15 protein-coding genes are annotated in these 16,890 nt (G+C 66.0%); 8 read left to right on the top strand and 7 right to left on the bottom strand.

The window, feature by feature from the left end; all coding sequences use genetic code 11:
• Nucleotides 1-9: 9 nt before the first annotated feature.
• The 7 genes from FNL14_RS19460 to FNL14_RS19430 all read left to right on the top strand — a co-directional run bounded on the left by FNL14_RS19460 (nucleotide 10) and on the right by FNL14_RS19430 (nucleotide 8,200).
• Entirely contained in the window at nucleotides 10-1,497 is a 1,488-nt protein-coding gene (locus FNL14_RS19460; RefSeq protein WP_142063433.1) for a fumarylacetoacetate hydrolase family protein, read from the top strand.
• The gene (locus tag FNL14_RS19455; protein ID WP_142063431.1) at nucleotides 1,490-2,200 is read left to right on the top strand and encodes a GntR family transcriptional regulator; all 711 of its coding nucleotides are present in this window, start codon (nucleotides 1,490-1,492) and stop codon (nucleotides 2,198-2,200) included. Before FNL14_RS19460 ends, FNL14_RS19455 begins: the two co-directional genes overlap by 8 nt.
• Before the next feature lie 59 nt (nucleotides 2,201-2,259).
• Nucleotides 2,260-3,798 carry a 5-carboxymethyl-2-hydroxymuconate semialdehyde dehydrogenase gene (gene hpaE, locus FNL14_RS19450; RefSeq protein WP_142063428.1) on the top strand — a complete coding sequence of 513 codons (1,539 nt, stop codon included), beginning with the start codon at nucleotides 2,260-2,262 and terminating at the stop codon, nucleotides 3,796-3,798.
• 68 nt (nucleotides 3,799-3,866) lie between these two features.
• The gene (hpaD, locus tag FNL14_RS19445; protein ID WP_142063426.1) at nucleotides 3,867-4,946 is read left to right on the top strand and encodes a 3,4-dihydroxyphenylacetate 2,3-dioxygenase; all 1,080 of its coding nucleotides are present in this window, start codon (nucleotides 3,867-3,869) and stop codon (nucleotides 4,944-4,946) included.
• 2 nt (nucleotides 4,947-4,948) lie between these two features.
• The gene (gene hpaH / locus FNL14_RS19440; protein ID WP_142063423.1) at nucleotides 4,949-5,734 is read left to right on the top strand and encodes a 2-oxo-hept-4-ene-1,7-dioate hydratase; all 786 of its coding nucleotides are present in this window, start codon (nucleotides 4,949-4,951) and stop codon (nucleotides 5,732-5,734) included.
• On the top strand, nucleotides 5,719-6,522 hold the full coding sequence (locus FNL14_RS19435) for an HpcH/HpaI aldolase/citrate lyase family protein (RefSeq protein WP_181762714.1): 804 nt from the start codon (nucleotides 5,719-5,721) through the stop codon (nucleotides 6,520-6,522). Before hpaH ends, FNL14_RS19435 begins: the two co-directional genes overlap by 16 nt.
• Nucleotides 6,523-6,790: 268 nt before the next feature.
• Nucleotides 6,791-8,200 carry an aldehyde dehydrogenase family protein gene (locus tag FNL14_RS19430; protein WP_142063420.1) on the top strand — a complete coding sequence of 470 codons (1,410 nt, stop codon included), beginning with the start codon at nucleotides 6,791-6,793 and terminating at the stop codon, nucleotides 8,198-8,200.
• A gap of 39 nt (nucleotides 8,201-8,239) precedes the next feature.
• Here the strand turns inward: FNL14_RS19430 and FNL14_RS19425 are convergent, their stop codons facing one another.
• The 7 genes from FNL14_RS19425 to FNL14_RS19395 form a co-directional block, all read right to left on the bottom strand.
• Entirely contained in the window at nucleotides 8,240-8,626 is a 387-nt protein-coding gene (locus tag FNL14_RS19425) for a hypothetical protein (protein WP_142063570.1), read from the bottom strand.
• A 168-nt stretch (nucleotides 8,627-8,794) separates the two neighbouring features.
• Nucleotides 8,795-9,229: a heat shock protein transcriptional repressor HspR gene (locus FNL14_RS19420; RefSeq protein WP_091424010.1), complete on the bottom strand. Its 435-nt coding sequence runs from the start codon at nucleotides 9,227-9,229 to the stop codon at nucleotides 8,795-8,797.
• A 20-nt stretch (nucleotides 9,230-9,249) separates the two neighbouring features.
• On the bottom strand, nucleotides 9,250-10,224 hold the full coding sequence (locus FNL14_RS19415) for a DnaJ C-terminal domain-containing protein (protein WP_181762713.1): 975 nt from the start codon (nucleotides 10,222-10,224) through the stop codon (nucleotides 9,250-9,252).
• Nucleotides 10,225-10,529: 305 nt separating this feature from the next.
• Nucleotides 10,530-11,243, bottom strand: a complete 714-nt coding sequence (locus tag FNL14_RS19410) for a nucleotide exchange factor GrpE (RefSeq protein ID WP_142063417.1) — start codon at nucleotides 11,241-11,243, stop codon at nucleotides 10,530-10,532.
• Between the two features lie 2 nt (nucleotides 11,244-11,245).
• Complete coding sequence (dnaK, locus tag FNL14_RS19405; RefSeq protein WP_142063414.1) at nucleotides 11,246-13,120, bottom strand: molecular chaperone DnaK; 1,875 nt, start codon at nucleotides 13,118-13,120, stop codon at nucleotides 11,246-11,248.
• A gap of 249 nt (nucleotides 13,121-13,369) precedes the next feature.
• A complete protein-coding gene (locus FNL14_RS19400; RefSeq protein ID WP_142063411.1) occupies nucleotides 13,370-13,666 on the bottom strand; it encodes a hypothetical protein in 297 nt (98 codons plus the stop codon).
• Between the two features lie 234 nt (nucleotides 13,667-13,900).
• The gene (locus tag FNL14_RS19395; RefSeq protein WP_142063408.1) at nucleotides 13,901-16,108 is read right to left on the bottom strand and encodes an efflux RND transporter permease subunit; all 2,208 of its coding nucleotides are present in this window, start codon (nucleotides 16,106-16,108) and stop codon (nucleotides 13,901-13,903) included.
• Between the two features lie 200 nt (nucleotides 16,109-16,308).
• Between FNL14_RS19395 and FNL14_RS19390 the strand changes: the two genes are divergently transcribed.
• Nucleotides 16,309-16,878 (top strand): MarR family winged helix-turn-helix transcriptional regulator, encoded by a 570-nt coding sequence (locus tag FNL14_RS19390; protein ID WP_181762712.1) that lies wholly within the window; start codon nucleotides 16,309-16,311, stop codon nucleotides 16,876-16,878.
• Nucleotides 16,879-16,890: the final 12 nt, after the last annotated feature.

The raw sequence follows: 16,890 nt of genomic DNA, 5'->3' as shown, positions 1-16,890 counted from the left end.
GGAGATGCTTTGGAGCAGGTCAACGGGGACACCCTCGCCGCGGCACGAAAGGTGATCGCGGTGCACATCAACTACCCCAGCCGGGCTGCGCAGCGGGGACGCACGCCGGCCCAGCCGTCCTACTTTCTCAAGCCGTCGTCGTCGCTTTCCCTGACCGGGAACGCCGTCGAACGTCCCGCGGGCTGTGAACTGCTGGGCTACGAGGGCGAGATTGCCTTGGTCATCGGCAAGGCGGCCCGCCGTGTCGGGATCGATGACGCGTGGAGCCATGTCGCCGCAGTTACGGCCAGTAATGACCTGGGCGTGTACGACCTGCGCTGGGCGGACAAGGGCTCGAACCTCCGGTCCAAGGGTGGTGACGGGTTCACTCCTGTGGGTCCGGCACTGATCCCGGCAGACGCCGTCGACCCCGCCGGCCTGCGGATCCGCACCTGGCACAACGGGCAGCTGGTCCAGGACGACTCCACGGAGGACCTGCTCTTCCCGTTCGCCCGGCTGGTCGCGGACCTGTCCCAGCTGCTCACCCTCGAAGAGGGCGACATCATCCTCACCGGCACCCCCGCCGGAGCGTCCGTTGCCAGGCCGGGTGACGTCCTCGAGGTGGAGGTCTCCGCAGGGGAGCTCACCACGGGCCGGCTGGTCACCACCGTTGAGGAAGGCACGACGCCGTTCGCGGACTTTGGTGCCGGACCGAAGGTTGATGACCTGCAGCGGGAGGAGGCGTGGGGTTCACGCGAAGCAGCCGGCCTCCCGGCGGTCGAAGAGACTGAGGCGGGTACCGTCGTCGCGCCTTCCCTCTCCCCCGAGCTGAAAGCAAAGCTGGAGAGCGTGGCCACAGCCACGCTGTCTTCCCAGCTGCGCAAGCGCGGCCTTAACAACGTCAGCATCGACGGGCTGCAGTCCACCCGGCCGGACCGCCGCGTCGTCGGCCTGGCCCGGACCCTGCGGTACGTCCCCAACCGCGAGGACCTCTTCAAGACCCACGGCGGCGGATTCAACGCCCAAAAGCAGGCCATCGACTCCGTCAACGAGGGCGAAATCCTCGTCATGGAAGCCCGCGGCGAAAAGGGCACCGGCACCGTGGGCGACATCCTGGCCCTGCGCGCCCAGGTCCGCGGCGCCGCGGCCATCATCACCGACGGCGGCGTCCGCGACTACACCGCCGTGGCCGGTTTGGACATGCCCACATATTTCGCCAACCCGCACCCGGCCGTGCTGGGCCGCCGCCACATCCCGTGGGACACGGACATCACCATCGCCTGCGGCGGCGCCACCGTCCAGCCCGGCGACATCATCGTGGCCGACTCCGACGGCATCCTGGTGATCCCACCGGCCATCGCCGAAGAACTGGTGGACGACTGCATCGCCCAGGAGCAGGAAGAAACCTTCATCTTCGAAATGGTCAAGCAGGGCAACAGCGTGGACGGCCTCTACCCGATGAACGCCGAATGGCAGGCCAAGTACCAGGAATGGAAAGCGGGCAACGCTGATGACTGAAGCAGTGGCTGAGCTTGCCGCCGCCCCCGGCAGCAAGTCCGAGCAGGCCTACCAGGCCGTGAAGGCACGGATCATCGAGGGGACCTACACTCCTGGATACCGCCTGGTCCTGGGCAGCATCGCCAAGGACCTGGGATTCAGCGTGGTCCCGGTCCGGGAAGCCATCCGCCGCTTGGAGGCCGAGGGCCTGGTCACGTTCGAACGGAACGTCGGCGCCACGGTGGCCGGGATTGATCCCACGGAATACCTCTACACCATGCAGACCCTCAGCATTGTGGAGGGCGCCGCCACGGCGTTGTCCGCACCGCTGATCGATTCCGTGGCGATTGCCCGGGCCCGCGCCGTGAATGAGGAGATGCGCGAATGCCTGGAGCACTTTGACCCGGTCCGCTTCACCCGGCTTAACCAGGACTTCCACAGCGTTTTGTTCGAACACTGCCCCAACCCGCACATCCTGGACCTCGTGCACCGCGGCTGGAACCGGCTGGCAGCACTGCGGTCCTCCACCTTCCGCTTCGTCCCCGGTCGCGCCCACGACTCCGTGGATGAGCACGAGGCACTGCTCCAGTTGATCGAAACCGGAGCAGACGCCGACTCGATCGAAAAGGCAGCCCGCCTGCACCGTTCCGCCACCCTGGACGCCTACCTCGCCCAGGCATCCCCATCCGAACGCAACGCGGGGTCAGTAAACGCCCAATATTAGGCCTTTAATGGGCCAAAAGTGACCCCGCGTTGCTCTCAACCACAGTAAGGACTTCAACGATGACGACCTCTGCAGAAACCGCCAAGCACTACGTGCCGCAGGACCTTCCCACGCACATCCAGCACTTCATCAACGGCCAGTTCGTCGACTCCGTGGGCGGCAAGACCTTCGACGTACTGGATCCTGTATCCAACCGGAACTACGCCACCGCCGCGGCGGGCCAGAAAGAGGACATCGACCTCGCCGTGGCCGCCGCGCGCGAAGCCTTCACCAAGGGTCCGTGGCCGAAGATGAAGCCCCGCGAACGCGCCCGGATCCTGAACAAAATCGCCGACGCGGTCGAGGCGCAGGAAGCCCGGCTCGCCGAACTCGAAACCTTCGACACCGGCCTGCCGATCACCCAGGCCAAGGGCCAGGCCCTGCGCGCGGCCGAGAATTTCCGGTTCTTCGCGGACCTGATCGTGGCCCAGTTCGACGACGCCATGAAGGTCCCCGGCTCGCAGATCAACTACGTGAACCGCAAGCCGATCGGCGTCGCAGGCCTGATCACGCCGTGGAACACCCCGTTCATGCTCGAGTCCTGGAAGCTCGCTCCTGCACTGGCGACCGGCAACACCGTGGTCCTCAAGCCCGCCGAATTCACCCCGCTCTCGGCCTCGCTGTGGGCCACCATCTTCAAGGAAGCCGGCCTCCCGGACGGTGTCTTCAACCTGGTCAACGGCCTGGGCGAGGAAGCGGGCGACGCCCTGGTCAAGCACCCGGACGTCCCGCTGATCTCCTTCACCGGCGAAACCACGACGGGCCAGACGATCTTCCGCAACGCCGCGGCCAACCTCAAGGGCCTGTCCATGGAGCTGGGCGGCAAGTCCCCCTGCGTGGTGTTCGCCGACACCGACCTCGACGCCGCGATCGATTCGGCCCTGTTCGGGGTCTTCTCCCTCAACGGCGAACGCTGCACCGCCGGCTCCCGCATCCTCGTCGAACGGGCCATCTACGACGAGTTCTGCGAAAAGTACGCCGCCCGGGCCAGGAACATCGTGGTCGGCGACCCGCACGATCCCAAGACCCAGGTGGGCGCCCTGGTCCACCCGGAGCACTACGAAAAAGTGGCCTCCTACGTGGAGATCGGCAAGTCCGAAGGCCGGCTCCTGGCCGGTGGCGGCCGCCCCGAACACCTCCCCGAAGGCAACTACATCGCACCCACCGTGTTCGCCGACGTCGCCCCCGACGCCCGGATCTTCCAGGAGGAAATCTTCGGCCCCGTCGTGGCGATCACCCCGTTCGAGAACGACGACGAAGCCCTCGCCCTGGCCAACAACACCAAGTACGGCCTCGCCGCCTACATCTGGACCCAGAACCTCACCCGCGCGCACAACTTCTCCCAGAACGTCGAAGCCGGCATGGTGTGGCTGAACAGCCACAACGTCCGCGACCTCCGCACCCCGTTCGGCGGCGTCAAAGCCTCAGGCCTGGGCCACGAGGGCGGCTACCGCTCCATCGACTTCTACACCGACCAGCAGGCCGTCCACATCACCCTCGGCTCCGTCCACACTCCCAAGTTCGGCAGCATCGAAGCCTCCGCCGCCAACGAAGGCTAGGCTCGGGCACCCACCCCGGCCTGCCGCCGTCGTACTAATCCGAACCCTTTCAAAGAAGAGAGACCATCATGACCAACTTCGTCCCCACCCCCACTGTCCCGGCACCGGACATCGTCCGCTGCGCCTACATGGAGATCGTGGTCACCGACCTCGCCAAATCCCGTGAGTTTTACGTGGACGTCCTGGGCCTGCACGTCACCGAAGAAGACGAGAACGCCATCTACCTGCGCTCCCTGGAGGAGTTCATCCACCACAACCTGGTGCTCCGCAAGGGACCCATCGCCGCCGTCGCCGCCTTCGCCTACCGGGTGAAGTCCCCCGCCGAAGTGGACGCCGCCGAGGCCTACTACCGCGAGCTGGGCTGCCGGGTGGAGCGCCGCAAAGAAGGCTTCACCAAGGGCGTGGGCGACTCCGTCCGCGTCGAGGACCCGCTGGGCTTCCCGTATGAGTTCTTCTACGACGTGGAGCATGTGGAGCGCCTCACCCAGCGCTACGACCTCTACTCCGCCGGGGAACTGGTCCGCCTGGACCACTTCAACCAGGTCACCCCCGACGTCCCCCGAGGCCGCGCCTACCTCGAAGATCTCGGCTTCCGCGTCTCCGAAGACATCAAGGATGCCGACGGCGTCACCTACGCCGCGTGGATGCACCGCAAACAGACCGTCCACGACACCGCCCTCACCGGCGGCAACGGACCGCGGATGCACCACGTCGCGTTCGCCACCCACGAGAAACACAACATCATCCAGATCTGCGACAAGATGGGCGCCCTGCGCATCAGCGACCGGATCGAACGCGGCCCCGGCCGGCACGGCGTATCCAACGCCTTCTACCTCTACATCCTGGACCCGGACGGCCACCGCATCGAGATCTACACCCAGGACTACTACACCGGCGACCCCGACAACCCCACCATCACCTGGGACGTCCACGACAACCAGCGCCGCGACTGGTGGGGCAACCCCGTAGTCCCCTCCTGGTACACCGAAGCCTCCCTGGTCCTGGACCTCGACGGCAACCCCCAGCCAGTCATCGAACGCGAGGAAAAGTCTGAGATGGCCGTCACCGTCGGCGCCGACGGCTTCTCCTACACCCGGCCCACCGAAGCAGCCGGGGCCGAGGGCTTCAAGCTGGGAGCACAGCTGTAGCTATGCTGGATGCCAAGACAATTGAGGCCATCGCGGACGAGCTGCTGGAAGCCGGGCGCACCCGCACCCCCGTTCCCCGGCTGACTGCCCGCTACCCGCACATGACGGTAGAGGACTCCTACGCGGTCCAACAGTTGTGGCGGCGCCGGAACGAGGAAGCCGGCAGGACCCTGGTGGGGCGCAAGATCGGCCTCACCTCCAAAGCCATGCAGGACGCCACCGGCATCACCGAACCGGACTACGGCGCCATCTTCGATGACATGGTTTTGGAGACCGGCTGCTCGGTGGAGTGGGACCAGTACACCCACCCCCGGGTTGAGGTGGAACTGGCGTTCGTGCTCAAGGACGGGCTCAAGGGCCCCGGCGTCACCATCTTCGATGTCCTGAAAGCCACCGACTACGTGGTCCCGGCCCTCGAAATCCTCGACTCGCGGATTGAGATGGAGGGCCGGACCATCGTGGACACAATCTCCGACAACGCAGCCATGGGCGCCATGGTGATCGGCGGCCGCCCGGTCAAGCCCGACGCCGTGGACCTCCGCTGGGTCTCCGCCATCCTGTACAAAAACCAGACCGTGGAGGAAACCGGCGTGGCCGCCGGCGTCCTGGACCACCCGGCCAACGGGGTCCACTGGCTGGCCAACAAGATCGCCGCTCACGGCGACTCGCTGAAGGCCGGCGATATCATCCTCGCCGGCTCGTTCACCCGCCCGCTGTGGGTCTACAAGGGCGATACGGTCCACGCAGATTACGGACCCTTGGGGAGTGTCACATGCCGATTCCAGTAGGAAACACCTTCCGGTCCGCTTTGGCTGAGGCCAGGCGCCCGCTGGCCGGGATGTGGGTCTGCTCCGGCAGCCCGCTGATCGCCGAACTCTGCGCCGGATCCGGGCTGGACTGGCTCCTGGTGGACGCCGAACACAGCCCCAACGGGCTCGAATCCATCCTCGCCCAGCTCCAGGCCATCCATGGCTACCCCGTCCAGGTGATGGTCCGCCCGCCGGTCAACGACACCGTGCTCATCAAGCAGTACCTGGACCTGGGCGTCCAGAACCTGCTCATCCCCATGGTCAACTCCGTAACCGAGGCGGAAGCCGCCGTGGCCGCCACCCGCTACCCGCCGCACGGCGTTCGCGGTGTTGGCTCCGCGCTTGCCCGGGCTGCCCGCTGGAACCGGGTCCCTGATTACCTCGCCCGCGCCAGTGAGACCATCAGCGTCACCGTCCAGATTGAGTCGACGGCGGCAGTGGAGGCGGTGGCGGACATCTTGAAGGTGGACGGCGTGGACGCCATCTTCATCGGGCCCTCCGACCTCGCCGCCTCCATGGGCCTGCTGGGACAGCAGGAACACCCCGAGGTGCGCGCCGCCGTCGAACACTGCCTCGCCGCCGCCACAGCCGCCGGGAAACCCGCCGGCGTCAACGCCTTCAACCCCGACACCGCCCACCACTACCTCGAGAACGGCGCCACCTTCATCCTCGTCGGCGCCGACGTCGCCCTCCTCGCCCGGGGCTCCGAAGCACTCGCCAAGCCGTTCATCCAGCCCGCTGACGGCGACTCGCCCGCCAGCTACTGACGCCACCGCTTCCGAGCAGCGTTGGCGGGAAGGCGTCCGACGGCGTCACGCAGGGCATGCTTTCGGCCCACCTCGGACGGCGGGATCACGGAAATCGGGGGTCCTGCCGTGGCGCGTCCCGCGAAAACATGCCTGGAGTGACACGGCGTTCGCTCCCGGACAAGGGCTCTGCGCACAAACACAAGAGCCCACGGCAGGCGGTCACCCAGACTGGGAGCAACCCGCCGGCCATCCGGCAAGCGCCTGACTACTCGAAGTGGAGCACCCCATGGAAACTTACGATGCCCTTCTGGCGTCCATATCTCCCGCATCCGGCACCGGCCGGACCATCCTGGACCCGGCCACCGGTGAAGCCGTCGGCGAGGCACCCATCCACTCCGTCGAAGACCTGGAACAGGCAATTACCGCAGCCCAGGCAGCCCAGCCCGCCTGGGCTGCCTTGGGACACGACGCCCGGTCCGCCGCGCTCCTGAAGGCAGCCGACGCCGTCGAACGCTCCGCCGAAGAGCTCGCCCGCCTGCTCTCCCGCGAGCAGGGCAAACCCCTCAACGGCCCCAACGCCCGCTTCGAAGTGGGCGCCTGCGCCGCCTGGCTGCGCGTCGCCGCCACCACCCCTATGGAACCGGAGACGGTGGTGGACGACGGCGAAACCCACGCCGAGCTGCACTACAAGCCCATCGGCGTCGTGGGCGCCATCGGCCCGTGGAACTGGCCCATGATGATCACCGTCTGGCAGATCGCACCTGCCCTGCGCATGGGCAACGCCGTGGTGGTCAAGCCCTCCGAGTACACACCACTCAGTGTCCTGGCACTCGCGAAGGTCATCAACGAAGAACTGCCCGAAGGACTCCTCACGGTCGTCAGCGGAGGACGCGACGTTGGCGCCCGGCTGGCCGAACACCGAGCCATCGGCAAGATCATGTTCACGGGATCCACAGCCACCGGCAAGGCCATCATCAAATCCTCCGCGGACACCGTGAAGCGCCTCACCCTGGAACTGGGCGGAAACGACGCCGGCATCGTCCTCCCCGACGCCGACCCCACAGCCATCGCGCAGGACCTCTTTTGGGGCGCGTTCATCAACACCGGCCAGACCTGCGCCGCCCTCAAGCGGCTTTACGTCCACACCGATATCTACGGCGCCGTCTGTGAAGAACTCGCGAAGGTCGCCGCAGCCATGCCCATGGGCAACGGCCTGGACGAAAACAACGTCCTGGGACCGCTGCAGAACAAGGCACAATACGACGTCGTCGCGAACCTCGTGGAGGCGGCCCGCGAGGCCGGGGCCAGGATCCTTCTCGGCGGAAACCCTGACACCAGCCAGCCCGGCTACTTCTACCCCGCCACCCTCGTGGCGGACATCGACAACAACAATCCGCTCGTGACTGAGGAACAGTTCGGCCCCGCCCTGCCCATCATCCGCTACGACACAGTGGACGAAGCCGTGGAGAAGGCGAACGCGCTCGACGTCGGACTGGGTGCCTCCGTCTGGTCCGCCAACCGCGACACTGCCCGCGAAGTCGCAGCACGCCTCCAGGCCGGCACCGTCTGGATTAACAAGCACGGCGCAGTGGACCCGCGGATCCCGTTCGGCGGCGCCAAGCAGTCAGGCTACGGCCTCGAATTCGGCGTCGAAGGCCTCAAAGCCCTCGGCGTCCCCCAGGTCATCAACGGCTGAACCCCTACTGCCGCCGCCCCATGGGCTAATCCAGCCGGCTTACCCCATGGCAGGGGCGGCGGCGGTCCGGCCCGAAAGCTGGCGGCGGGCCCAGCGGGCGAGCTTCTTGCCCTTGCCCTTCCACCAGTTGTCCTCATCCTTGTCGTGATGCAGGCGGAAAATGATGGCCATCAGCACGAACATCCCCATCACCACATCAATCCAGGATGCCAGCACCAGGGCAATCAGGACGGTCACACCGTTGGCAATGATGGACGGAATGGCAAGCGTCCGGAAAACCGTGCTCGCCACGTATCGCCGGTGGGACCGCGGCACGGACAGGGCACGCACCATATCGAAGCAGACGCACACCACCACCACCGTCTGGCCGAGTGCCAGCAGGATCTGGCCCGGGATCGAGCCGCTGAATGCTGCCACGGCTTCCATGCCCGGGCTCACGGCCGGGCCTTGCTTTGATAACCAAACATAAAAACCCCCAGAAACGTGGAACCACTGCTGCTGATCCAGCGGCAGTGGTTCCATTCAAGTTTCCGGGGGTAAAAGCGTCACGAGTAGTGGGTACTCGAATTTCAGCCGGCACGTATAAAGCGGTACCTACTGGCCAATCGCCCGCGGCCGCCAGAGCACCATGGCCTGCGACCGCGGCCGGGGACGCTGCCCGCGGGCCAGGCTGACCACGTCTCCCGCAGCGCCTGCCGCGAAGATCCGGGAATCGAACGGCTGCGGGCGGCGGCTGAGTTCCTCCGAAAGTTCGGAGACCCGGCGCTGCAGGGCCGCTACCTGGTTTTCGAGTTCCAGGATGCGCTTGATGCCTTCGAGCGAGACACCTTCCTGGGACAGCCGCTGCACCTCGCGCAGCATGTTCACGTCCCGCTGTGAGTAGCGGCGGGACTTGCCGGGCGCGCGGCTGGGCGAAACGATGCCCAGCCGGTCGTACTGGCGGAGCGTCTGGGGGTGCATGTCCGCCAGTTCAGCCGCTACCGAGATGACAAAGATCGGCTGGTCTGAGTTGATGTTCGCGGCGTTGATGTCCACGGCTCACCCCGTTGCTATAGCCGGGCCTTGGCGGCCAGGCCCTCTCGGACGTCGGCATCGGCGGTGGCCTCAGCAAACGCCTTGACCGCAGCTTCGGCGTCCTTGTTCAAGTTCTTGGGAACCGCGACGTCGATGGTCACCAGCAGGTCGCCGGTCCCCTTGGACGTCTTCACGCCTTTGCCCTTCACCCGCAGGGTACGGCCCGACGGCGTCCCCGCCGGTACGCGCACCCGCACCTTTTCGCCCTCGATGGTGGGCACTTCGATGTCGGCGCCCAGGGCAGCCTCCGGGAAGGTGACCGGAACGTGGATGCGGAGGTTGTCGCCGTCGCGCGTGTAGAACGCGTGCGGCTGGACCGAGACGGTCACCACCAGGTCGCCGTTGCCGGCAGGACCGGGCTGGCCCTTGCCGCGTACCCGGACCTTCTGGCCGTCCTTGATGCCGGCAGGGACGCGGACGTCGATGACGTCGCCGCTGGGCTCGCGGAGGCCGATGGTGGTGCCCCGGATGGATCCGGCAAACGAGATGCTGGTGGACGCGGTCCGGTCCGCACCCTTCTGCGGGGCGCGCTGGAAGCCTGGAGTGCCACCGAAGCCACCGCCGAACAGGTCGGCGAACTCGGGTGGAATGCCGCCGGCGGACGGGTTGAAGCCGCCCGCGTGCCTTCCGGTGTTGCCAGTGAAGAGGCCGCCGAACAGGTCCTCGAACCCGCCATTGCCTCCGCCGGCACCTCCGGGGGCGAAGCGGGCTCCGCCGCCCATCGCCCGGATGGCGTCATACTGCTGCCGCTCGTCCGGATCGGAAAGTACGGAGTAAGCCTCGGAGATGTCCTTGAACTTCTTCTCGGAAGCAGTGTTCCCCGAGTTGGTATCAGGGTGGTGCTGCCGCGCAAGCTTCCGGTAGGCCTTCTTAATGTCGGCGTCGGAAGCGTCCTTGGCAACACCAAGGATCTTATAAAAGTCCTTGTCCACCCAATCCTGGCTAGCCAATGGCGTTTCCTTTCTCGTTCAAACCTTTAGTCCTCGGCGCCGTTACGCTCCGCTGGATAGGGGGCCGTGCCCGCTCCGCGGTGCCCGCCACGCCGCGGCCCCCTATCCAGCTGCGCGCTGCGGTCATCTCACCTTAGGCGAGATAACCGCTGAGCGACGGACGGATAAGGGGCCCGGGAGTGGCATCGGGCCTGCCGGAGCCGGGTGGCTAAGGATCGCAGATCCTCAGCCACCCGGCGCAGGGGCGGGGCCCCTTATCCGTTTGGCGCGGTCCCAGCGGAGGCGTAGCGCCGGAAGTACCCCGACTAAGCCGGAACAGCCACGATGACCTGGGCGGCGCGGAGGACTCGGTCGCCTGACTTGTAGCCGGACCGGAGCACCTGGCTGACGGTGTCGACTTCAAGGTCCTCGCCGGGCTGCTGGATGAGGGCCTCGTGGATGTTGGGATCAAACTCCACGCCGGTCTCATCGATGCGTACCAGGCCGTAGGTCTTCAGCGCGTTCTCCAGCTTGGTGGCGATCGCGGCGAAGGGTCCGTCCGTGAGGTCACCGTGCTGGCGGGCGGCGTCGATATCGTCCAGGACCGGCAGCAGCGAGTTCAGGACACCGATGACGGCCATCTCCCCTGCCACGGCCCGGTCGCGTTCAACGCGCTTGCGGTAGTTGACGTACTCGGCCTGCAGGCGGAGGAGGTCGTTCTTTAGCTCGGCTGCCTCGGCGCTGGTTGAGCCTGCGGGAACACCCTGGGCCACGGATTCCTCAGCCGGCACCTCGACGCCGTTGAGGATTTCCTCAGCCTGGGCCAGCGCATCGCCGTCGGAGTCCTCGGAACCGGTACCGGGGGCAGTGTTTCCGCCTTCAGCGTGACCGCCCTCGGGGTGCCGGGCCTGGCCGGTCACCGGGTCAACCTTGCGGTTGTCCCGGATGACCGGTTCCTGGTGGCCGTTGCCCTGCTGCTCCTGGAGGTGCTCTTCACGGGGTGACGTGTTGTGCTCTTCCTCGTTACCGTGATGCGGCATGGTTACTTCTTCGCTTCGTCTTCGTCGATGATTTCGGCGTCGACGATATCCTCGTCGGCCTTGTCACCTGCAGCACCACCGGCAGCGCCTTCAGCACCTGCAGAAGCACCGGCACCGTCCGGCGAACCGGCCTGGGCGTAGATGGCCTCGCCCAGCTTGGTCTGCGATGCCTGCAGCTTCTCGAAGGCGGACTTCACCGCGGCGTCGTCGGTGCCTTCCAGTGCCTTCTTGAGGTCGTCGACGTCGGACTGGACCTCGGTCTTGACCTCTTCAGGCAGCTTGTCGGCGTTGTCGGCGATCAGCTTGTCTACGGAGTAGGCGAGCTGCTCGGCGGAGTTGCGGGTGTCGGTAGCCTCGCGGCGGGCCTTGTCCTCGGCAGCGTGCTCCTCGGCGTCACGGACCATGCGGTCGATGTCTTCCTTGGAGAGCGCGGTGCCGCCGGTGATGGTCATGGACTGTTCCTTGCCGGTGCCCTTGTCCTTCGCGGAGACGTGGACGATGCCGTTGGCGTCGATGTCGAACGTGACCTCAACCTGGGGAACGCCGCGAGGAGCCGGGGCGATGCCGGTCAGTTCGAACGTGCCGAGCGGCTTGTTGTCGCGGGTGAATTCGCGTTCGCCCTGGAAGACCTGGATGGCCACGGACGGCTGGTTGTCGTCAGCGGTGGTGAAGGTCTCGGACCGCTTGGTGGGGATCGCGGTGTTGCGCTCGATCAGGTGCGTCATCACGCCACCCTTGGTTTCGATGCCGAGGGACAGCGGTGTGACGTCGATCAGCAGGACGTCCTTGCGCTCACCCTTCAGCACGCCGGCCTGCAGGGCTGCGCCAACGGCCACAACCTCATCCGGGTTCACGCCCTTGTTCGGCTCCTTGCCGCCGGCCAGTTCCTTGACCAGTTCGGAGACGGCGGGCATACGGGTGGAGCCGCCCACGAGCACGATGTGGTTGATGTCGGAGAGCTTGATGCCGGCTTCCTTGATCACATCGTGGAACGGCTTCTTGGTGCGCTCCAGCAGGTCCTTGGTGAGGTCCTGGAACTTGGCGCGGGTCAGCTGCTCGTCCAGGTGGACCGGGCCGTCGGGGGTGACGGACAGGTACTGGAGCGAGACGTTGGTGCTGGTGGAGGAAGAGAGTTCCTTCTTGGCCTGCTCAGCTGCTTCGCGGAGGCGCTGCAGGGCAATCTTGTCCTTGGACAGGTCGATGCCCTTGACCTTGAGCTGGTTCAGCAGGTAGTCAACAACCCGCTGGTCCCAGTCGTCGCCGCCGAGGCGGTTGTCACCGGCGGTGGCGCGCACCTGGATGGTGGAGAAGTTGTCTTCGTCCTTGCCGACTTCCAGCAGGGAGACGTCGAAGGTACCGCCACCGAGGTCGAAGACCAGGATGAGTTCGTCTTCCTTGCCCTTGTCCAGGCCGTAGGCGAGAGCCGCCGCGGTGGGCTCGTTGACGATGCGCAGGACGTTCAGGCCTGCGATTTCGCCGGCTTCCTTGGTGGCCTGGCGCTCGGCGTCGTTGAAGTACGCGGGAACGGTGATCACAGCGTCGGTGACCTTTTCACCCAGGTAGGACTCGGCGTCGTTCTTCAGCTTCATGAGGATACGCGCGGAAATTTCCTGCGGGGTGTACTTCTTGCCATCGATGTCCACCTTCCAGTCAGTGCCCATGTGGCGCTTGACCGAAGCGATGGTTCGCTCGATGTTGTTGACGGCCTGGCGCTTGGCGATCTCGCCGACCAGGACCTCGCCCGACTTGGAGAATGCAACGACGGACGGCGTGGTGCGGCCACCCTCGGCGTTGGCAATAACGGTGGGCTCGCCACCTTCGAGAACGGAGACGACGGAGTTGGTGGTTCCGAGGTCAATACCTACTGCACGTGACATGTGTTGCTTCCTTCTTTCCTTGGAAACTTGCTGGCGCCCCGATGATTGAGCGTTCTGCACTCAACTTTACTCAGGGCGCCAGCGATGTCAATCCAAGTTGAGTGAAGTACGCTCAACTTTGATTTAGGCAGGAAATCGGAAGGGTATCTTTTCCTTGAAATTCCGGGGTTAACGGACGACGGCGGTCCTCCGTTCGCTCTTGGAGAACCGCGCCGCCGGGGTGCTTTAGTGCTGGGTTGCCTGCCGCTGTTACCGTTCGCTGTCAGTGTCGCCATGCAGGGGGCCGCGTTCCTCGGCAGTGGTGTTGACCTGCCCGTCGGTGAGCCGCTCGCGGACAGCATCCGCTTCATGGGCAGCACCGGCAGTACCGGCATCGCCATAGTCCCCATCCGGGTATTCGGCATCCTGAAGGTTCCCGGCAGGCTCGCCCACAGTGCCGGCGTCCCCGTAGTCGCCGTCCACATACTGCCCGCCCTCGCCTTCCAGGCCGGGGGCCGTGCTTCCCCTGCGGGCCTCCTCGCCGGGGACTTCCGGGTTCTCAGTCATGGTGCATCTCTCCTCTGAGTTGCGCGTCCATGCGGGCGCACTTGCAGTCTAATCAGCGCGAACTTCCGCCAACAGGGGCTGGTTTCCCTCGCTTGCAGGCAGGGGCACCCCTCCGCCAGACGTGTCACGCACGGCATGCTTTTAGCCCGGCAGCGCCGACGCGAGCCCGGAAAACCGGGACCGCGGCGATGATGGGAGCCCAAAAGCATGCTGTGCGTGACGCCGGGAGCGGGACTAACGGCGTCCGGCGCCTTCAAGATCGGTTTCGGGACTGCCGCTGGAGTCGCGCTGCGCTGCGGCGTCCAGCTCCGGCCGCCCCAGCTTGCCCGGCCACCAGATCCGCGGACCGATGTCGTAAGCAAGGGCGGGGACCAGCAGCGAGCGCACCAAAACCGTGTCCAGCAGCACTCCGAAGGCCACGATGAACGCGAGCTGCACCAGGAACATGATGGGAATGACCCCCAGCGCCGCGAACGTGGCAGCCAGGACCACCCCGGCGGAGGTGATCACGCCCCCGGTCACACCAAGTCCGCGGAGGATGCCGGGCCGTGTGCCGTGCTTCAGGGATTCCTCGCGGACCCGGCTCATCAGGAAGATGTTGTAGTCCACGCCCAGCGCCACCAGGAACACGAAGCCGAACAGTGGAACGGTGGCATCTGCGCCCGGGAAGCCAAGGATGTTGTTGAAGACGAAAGCGGAAACACCCATGGCCGCGGCGTAGGACAGCACCACCGAGAGCACCAGCAGGACCGGCGCCACAACCGAGCGCAGCAGCAGCATGAGGATCAGGAGGATCACAGTCAGGACCACCGGGATGATGATCACCAGGTCGCGCTGGGCGGTGGTATTGGTGTCCAGGGCAGTGGCGGTCACGCCACCCACGAGCGCGCCGGGATCCACGGACTTCACATTTTCGCGAAGAGCCTTAACCGTCTCCTCAGCCTCCAGTGAATCCGCTGCGTTGTTCAGCGTGGCGTTGATCAGCACCTTTCCGTCGCGGACGTCCGGGGCGTTGGGAGCTCCCGGGGCTCCGGTGATGGGCACAGAACCCTGGGCCAGCAGATAAGCCTCACCGACGCCGTCGGCCGCCTTTACCGCGTCCAGCACTTCCTGCGCCTTTCCCTGGTCCGCAATCACGACGGCGGGGCTGCCGCTGCCGGCGTCGAAATGGCGCGCCAGCGCGTCCTGGCCGTCCACGGCGTTGGACGCCGTAAGGATAACGTCCGTCTGCGGGACACCGTTGGCCTTCAGTTGGAGCAGGCCGCCTGCGGCAACCACCAGCAGCAGGACCGAGGCCACCCAGACAGCCCGCGGCCGGCGCGAAACCAGGGAGCCGGTAGCACGCCACAAGCCCTTCTGCCCCTCCAGTCCGGTAACCAGTTCGGGCTCACGCTGGTCCGCCGGGACGAGCTTGGGCCGGAACGGCCAGAATGCAGCGCGGCCCAGGAGTGCCATCAGGGCGGGAAGCAGGGTTAGGGCTGCAAACAGCGAGCAGAGGATGCCGGCCCCGGCCACGGGACCCAGCGCCTTGTTGGAGTTCAGGTCGGAGAAGAGCAGGCACAGGAGCGCGATGATCACGGTGGCACCGGAGGCCAGGATGGGCTCGAAGGAGGCCTTCCATGCTTTCAGCACGGCAGCGGTGCGGTTGGTGGTGTGGGTCAAGGCTTCACGGAACCTTGCCACAAACAGCAGGGCGTAGTCCGTGGCGGCGCCGATCACCAGGATGGAAAGGATGCCCTGGCTCTGCCCGTTGAGCTGGATCCAACCGGCCTTGGCCATGCCGAAAACCAGCAGGATGGCCGCACAAAGCGCGAACACGGAGGTCAGCAGCACCACGATGGGCAGCAGGAGCGAGCGGTACACCGCCAGCAGGATCACAAACACGGCTCCCAGCGCCACCAGCAGGAGGATCCCATCGATACCTGCGAATGCCGCCGTGAGGTCAGCTGCCAGTCCTGCGGGACCGGTGACATACGTTTTGATGCCCTCCGGGGCTGATTCTGCGACGGTGTCCCGCAGTTCCTGGACAACCTCCTTCACCTCTTTGGAAGAGTCGATCGGGACGATGAACTGAACCGCCGTCCCGTCCTCAGACGGGATGGGCCCGATCACCGCGCTGCCCGCCTGGAGCCCTTCCAGCTCTGTCCGCAGGTTGGCGAATTCACCAAGCTGCGCGGGACTTATTGGCTGGTCGCCTTCGAGGACGATCACGCCGGGCACCTCGTCCGAATCGCGGAACTTCGATTGCCAGTCCTGGGCCGCGGTGGCCTCTGCACTGACAGGCAGGAACGATGCCTGGTCATTGGACGAGACTTCGTCCAGGCGGCCGAACGTGGGTCCGCCGACGCCTGCGAGCGCCAGCCAGGCCAGCACGAGGATGACGGGGACCAGCCAGCGCAGCCAGAATGGCACGCGCTCTTTGGCCGGAGAATGGGATTTCATGATGCCTTCCGGACAGCGACGGGAGTAGGATTGATTCCATACTAGAGTATCTCCATAATGGAGATAAGTGCTGGCCTAGCTTTTCTTTTGCGGCCGATGCCCGAGCGCCCCCGCGGCTGAAGTAATATCCGTCAGTACGGCCGGACGCTGCGGGCGCTTCGCCCGGCAATGACTCGTGCGGCAAGAATCTGGAGGTGGACGTGGCTGGCAACAGGACTCCCGCCGCGCCCGAACCTCCCGAGGGCCGGCCCGCGCCGGGCGCACCGCTTCAGGGACCGCCCCGCGGCGCCGGCCCCCACCCGCTGATCCGGCTCCTTCAGGAGTTCACGCTCGAAGCCAACCGCTACGTGGACGCGGCGGGCGGGCGGAAGGACATGCACCGGACGGACCTGAATGCGCTGGCAGTCATCATGCGGCACACTGCAAGCGGGGGCAGCGTCACGCCCGGGCTGCTGCGGAAGGAGCTGAACCTCAGCTCTCCGGCCACCACCGCACTGATTGACCGGCTGGACAACTCGGGACATGTCGTGCGGGAGCGGGACATCTCCGACCGCCGGCAGGTCCACCTCCGGATGACGCCCAAGGCCTTCGAGGAAGGCGGCGCCATTTTCGCTCCGCTCGCCCGCCACATGGGCAGCGCGATGGCCCACTTCTCCGCCGAGGAACTGGAAACAGTCACCCGCTTTATGACCGCGATGGTGGAAGCCACGGTGGCGGCCCGGGAAGAACCGTCCGGCGCACCCAGTTTCCCCGCCCACCCAAGTAAGTAGCAGCAAGTGTCG

Origin of the sequence: Pseudarthrobacter sp. B4EP4b (assembly GCF_006680095.1) — a bacterium.
GTDB lineage: Bacteria > Actinomycetota > Actinomycetes > Actinomycetales > Micrococcaceae > Arthrobacter.
This window is presented reverse-complemented; position numbering and strand designations above follow the sequence as displayed.

Excerpts from the sequence above, each read along its gene's own strand:
- hpaE (WP_142063428.1), top strand. The coding sequence starts at position 2,260 with ATGACGACCTCTGCAGAAACCGCCAAGCACTACGTGCCGCAGGACCTT.
- dnaK (WP_142063414.1), bottom strand. The coding sequence starts at position 13,120 with ATGTCACGTGCAGTAGGTATTGACCTCGGAACCACCAACTCCGTCGTC.
- FNL14_RS19395 (WP_142063408.1), bottom strand. The coding sequence starts at position 16,108 with ATGAAATCCCATTCTCCGGCCAAAGAGCGCGTGCCATTCTGGCTGCGC.
- FNL14_RS19425 (WP_142063570.1), bottom strand. The coding sequence starts at position 8,626 with ATGGAAGCCGTGGCAGCATTCAGCGGCTCGATCCCGGGCCAGATCCTG.
- hpaD (WP_142063426.1), top strand. The coding sequence starts at position 3,867 with ATGACCAACTTCGTCCCCACCCCCACTGTCCCGGCACCGGACATCGTC.
- FNL14_RS19400 (WP_142063411.1), bottom strand. The coding sequence starts at position 13,666 with ATGACTGAGAACCCGGAAGTCCCCGGCGAGGAGGCCCGCAGGGGAAGC.
- FNL14_RS19455 (WP_142063431.1), top strand. The coding sequence starts at position 1,490 with ATGACTGAAGCAGTGGCTGAGCTTGCCGCCGCCCCCGGCAGCAAGTCC.
- hpaH (WP_142063423.1), top strand. The coding sequence starts at position 4,949 with ATGCTGGATGCCAAGACAATTGAGGCCATCGCGGACGAGCTGCTGGAA.
- FNL14_RS19435 (WP_181762714.1), top strand. The coding sequence starts at position 5,719 with ATGCCGATTCCAGTAGGAAACACCTTCCGGTCCGCTTTGGCTGAGGCC.
- FNL14_RS19410 (WP_142063417.1), bottom strand. The coding sequence starts at position 11,243 with ATGCCGCATCACGGTAACGAGGAAGAGCACAACACGTCACCCCGTGAA.
- FNL14_RS19430 (WP_142063420.1), top strand. The coding sequence starts at position 6,791 with ATGGAAACTTACGATGCCCTTCTGGCGTCCATATCTCCCGCATCCGGC.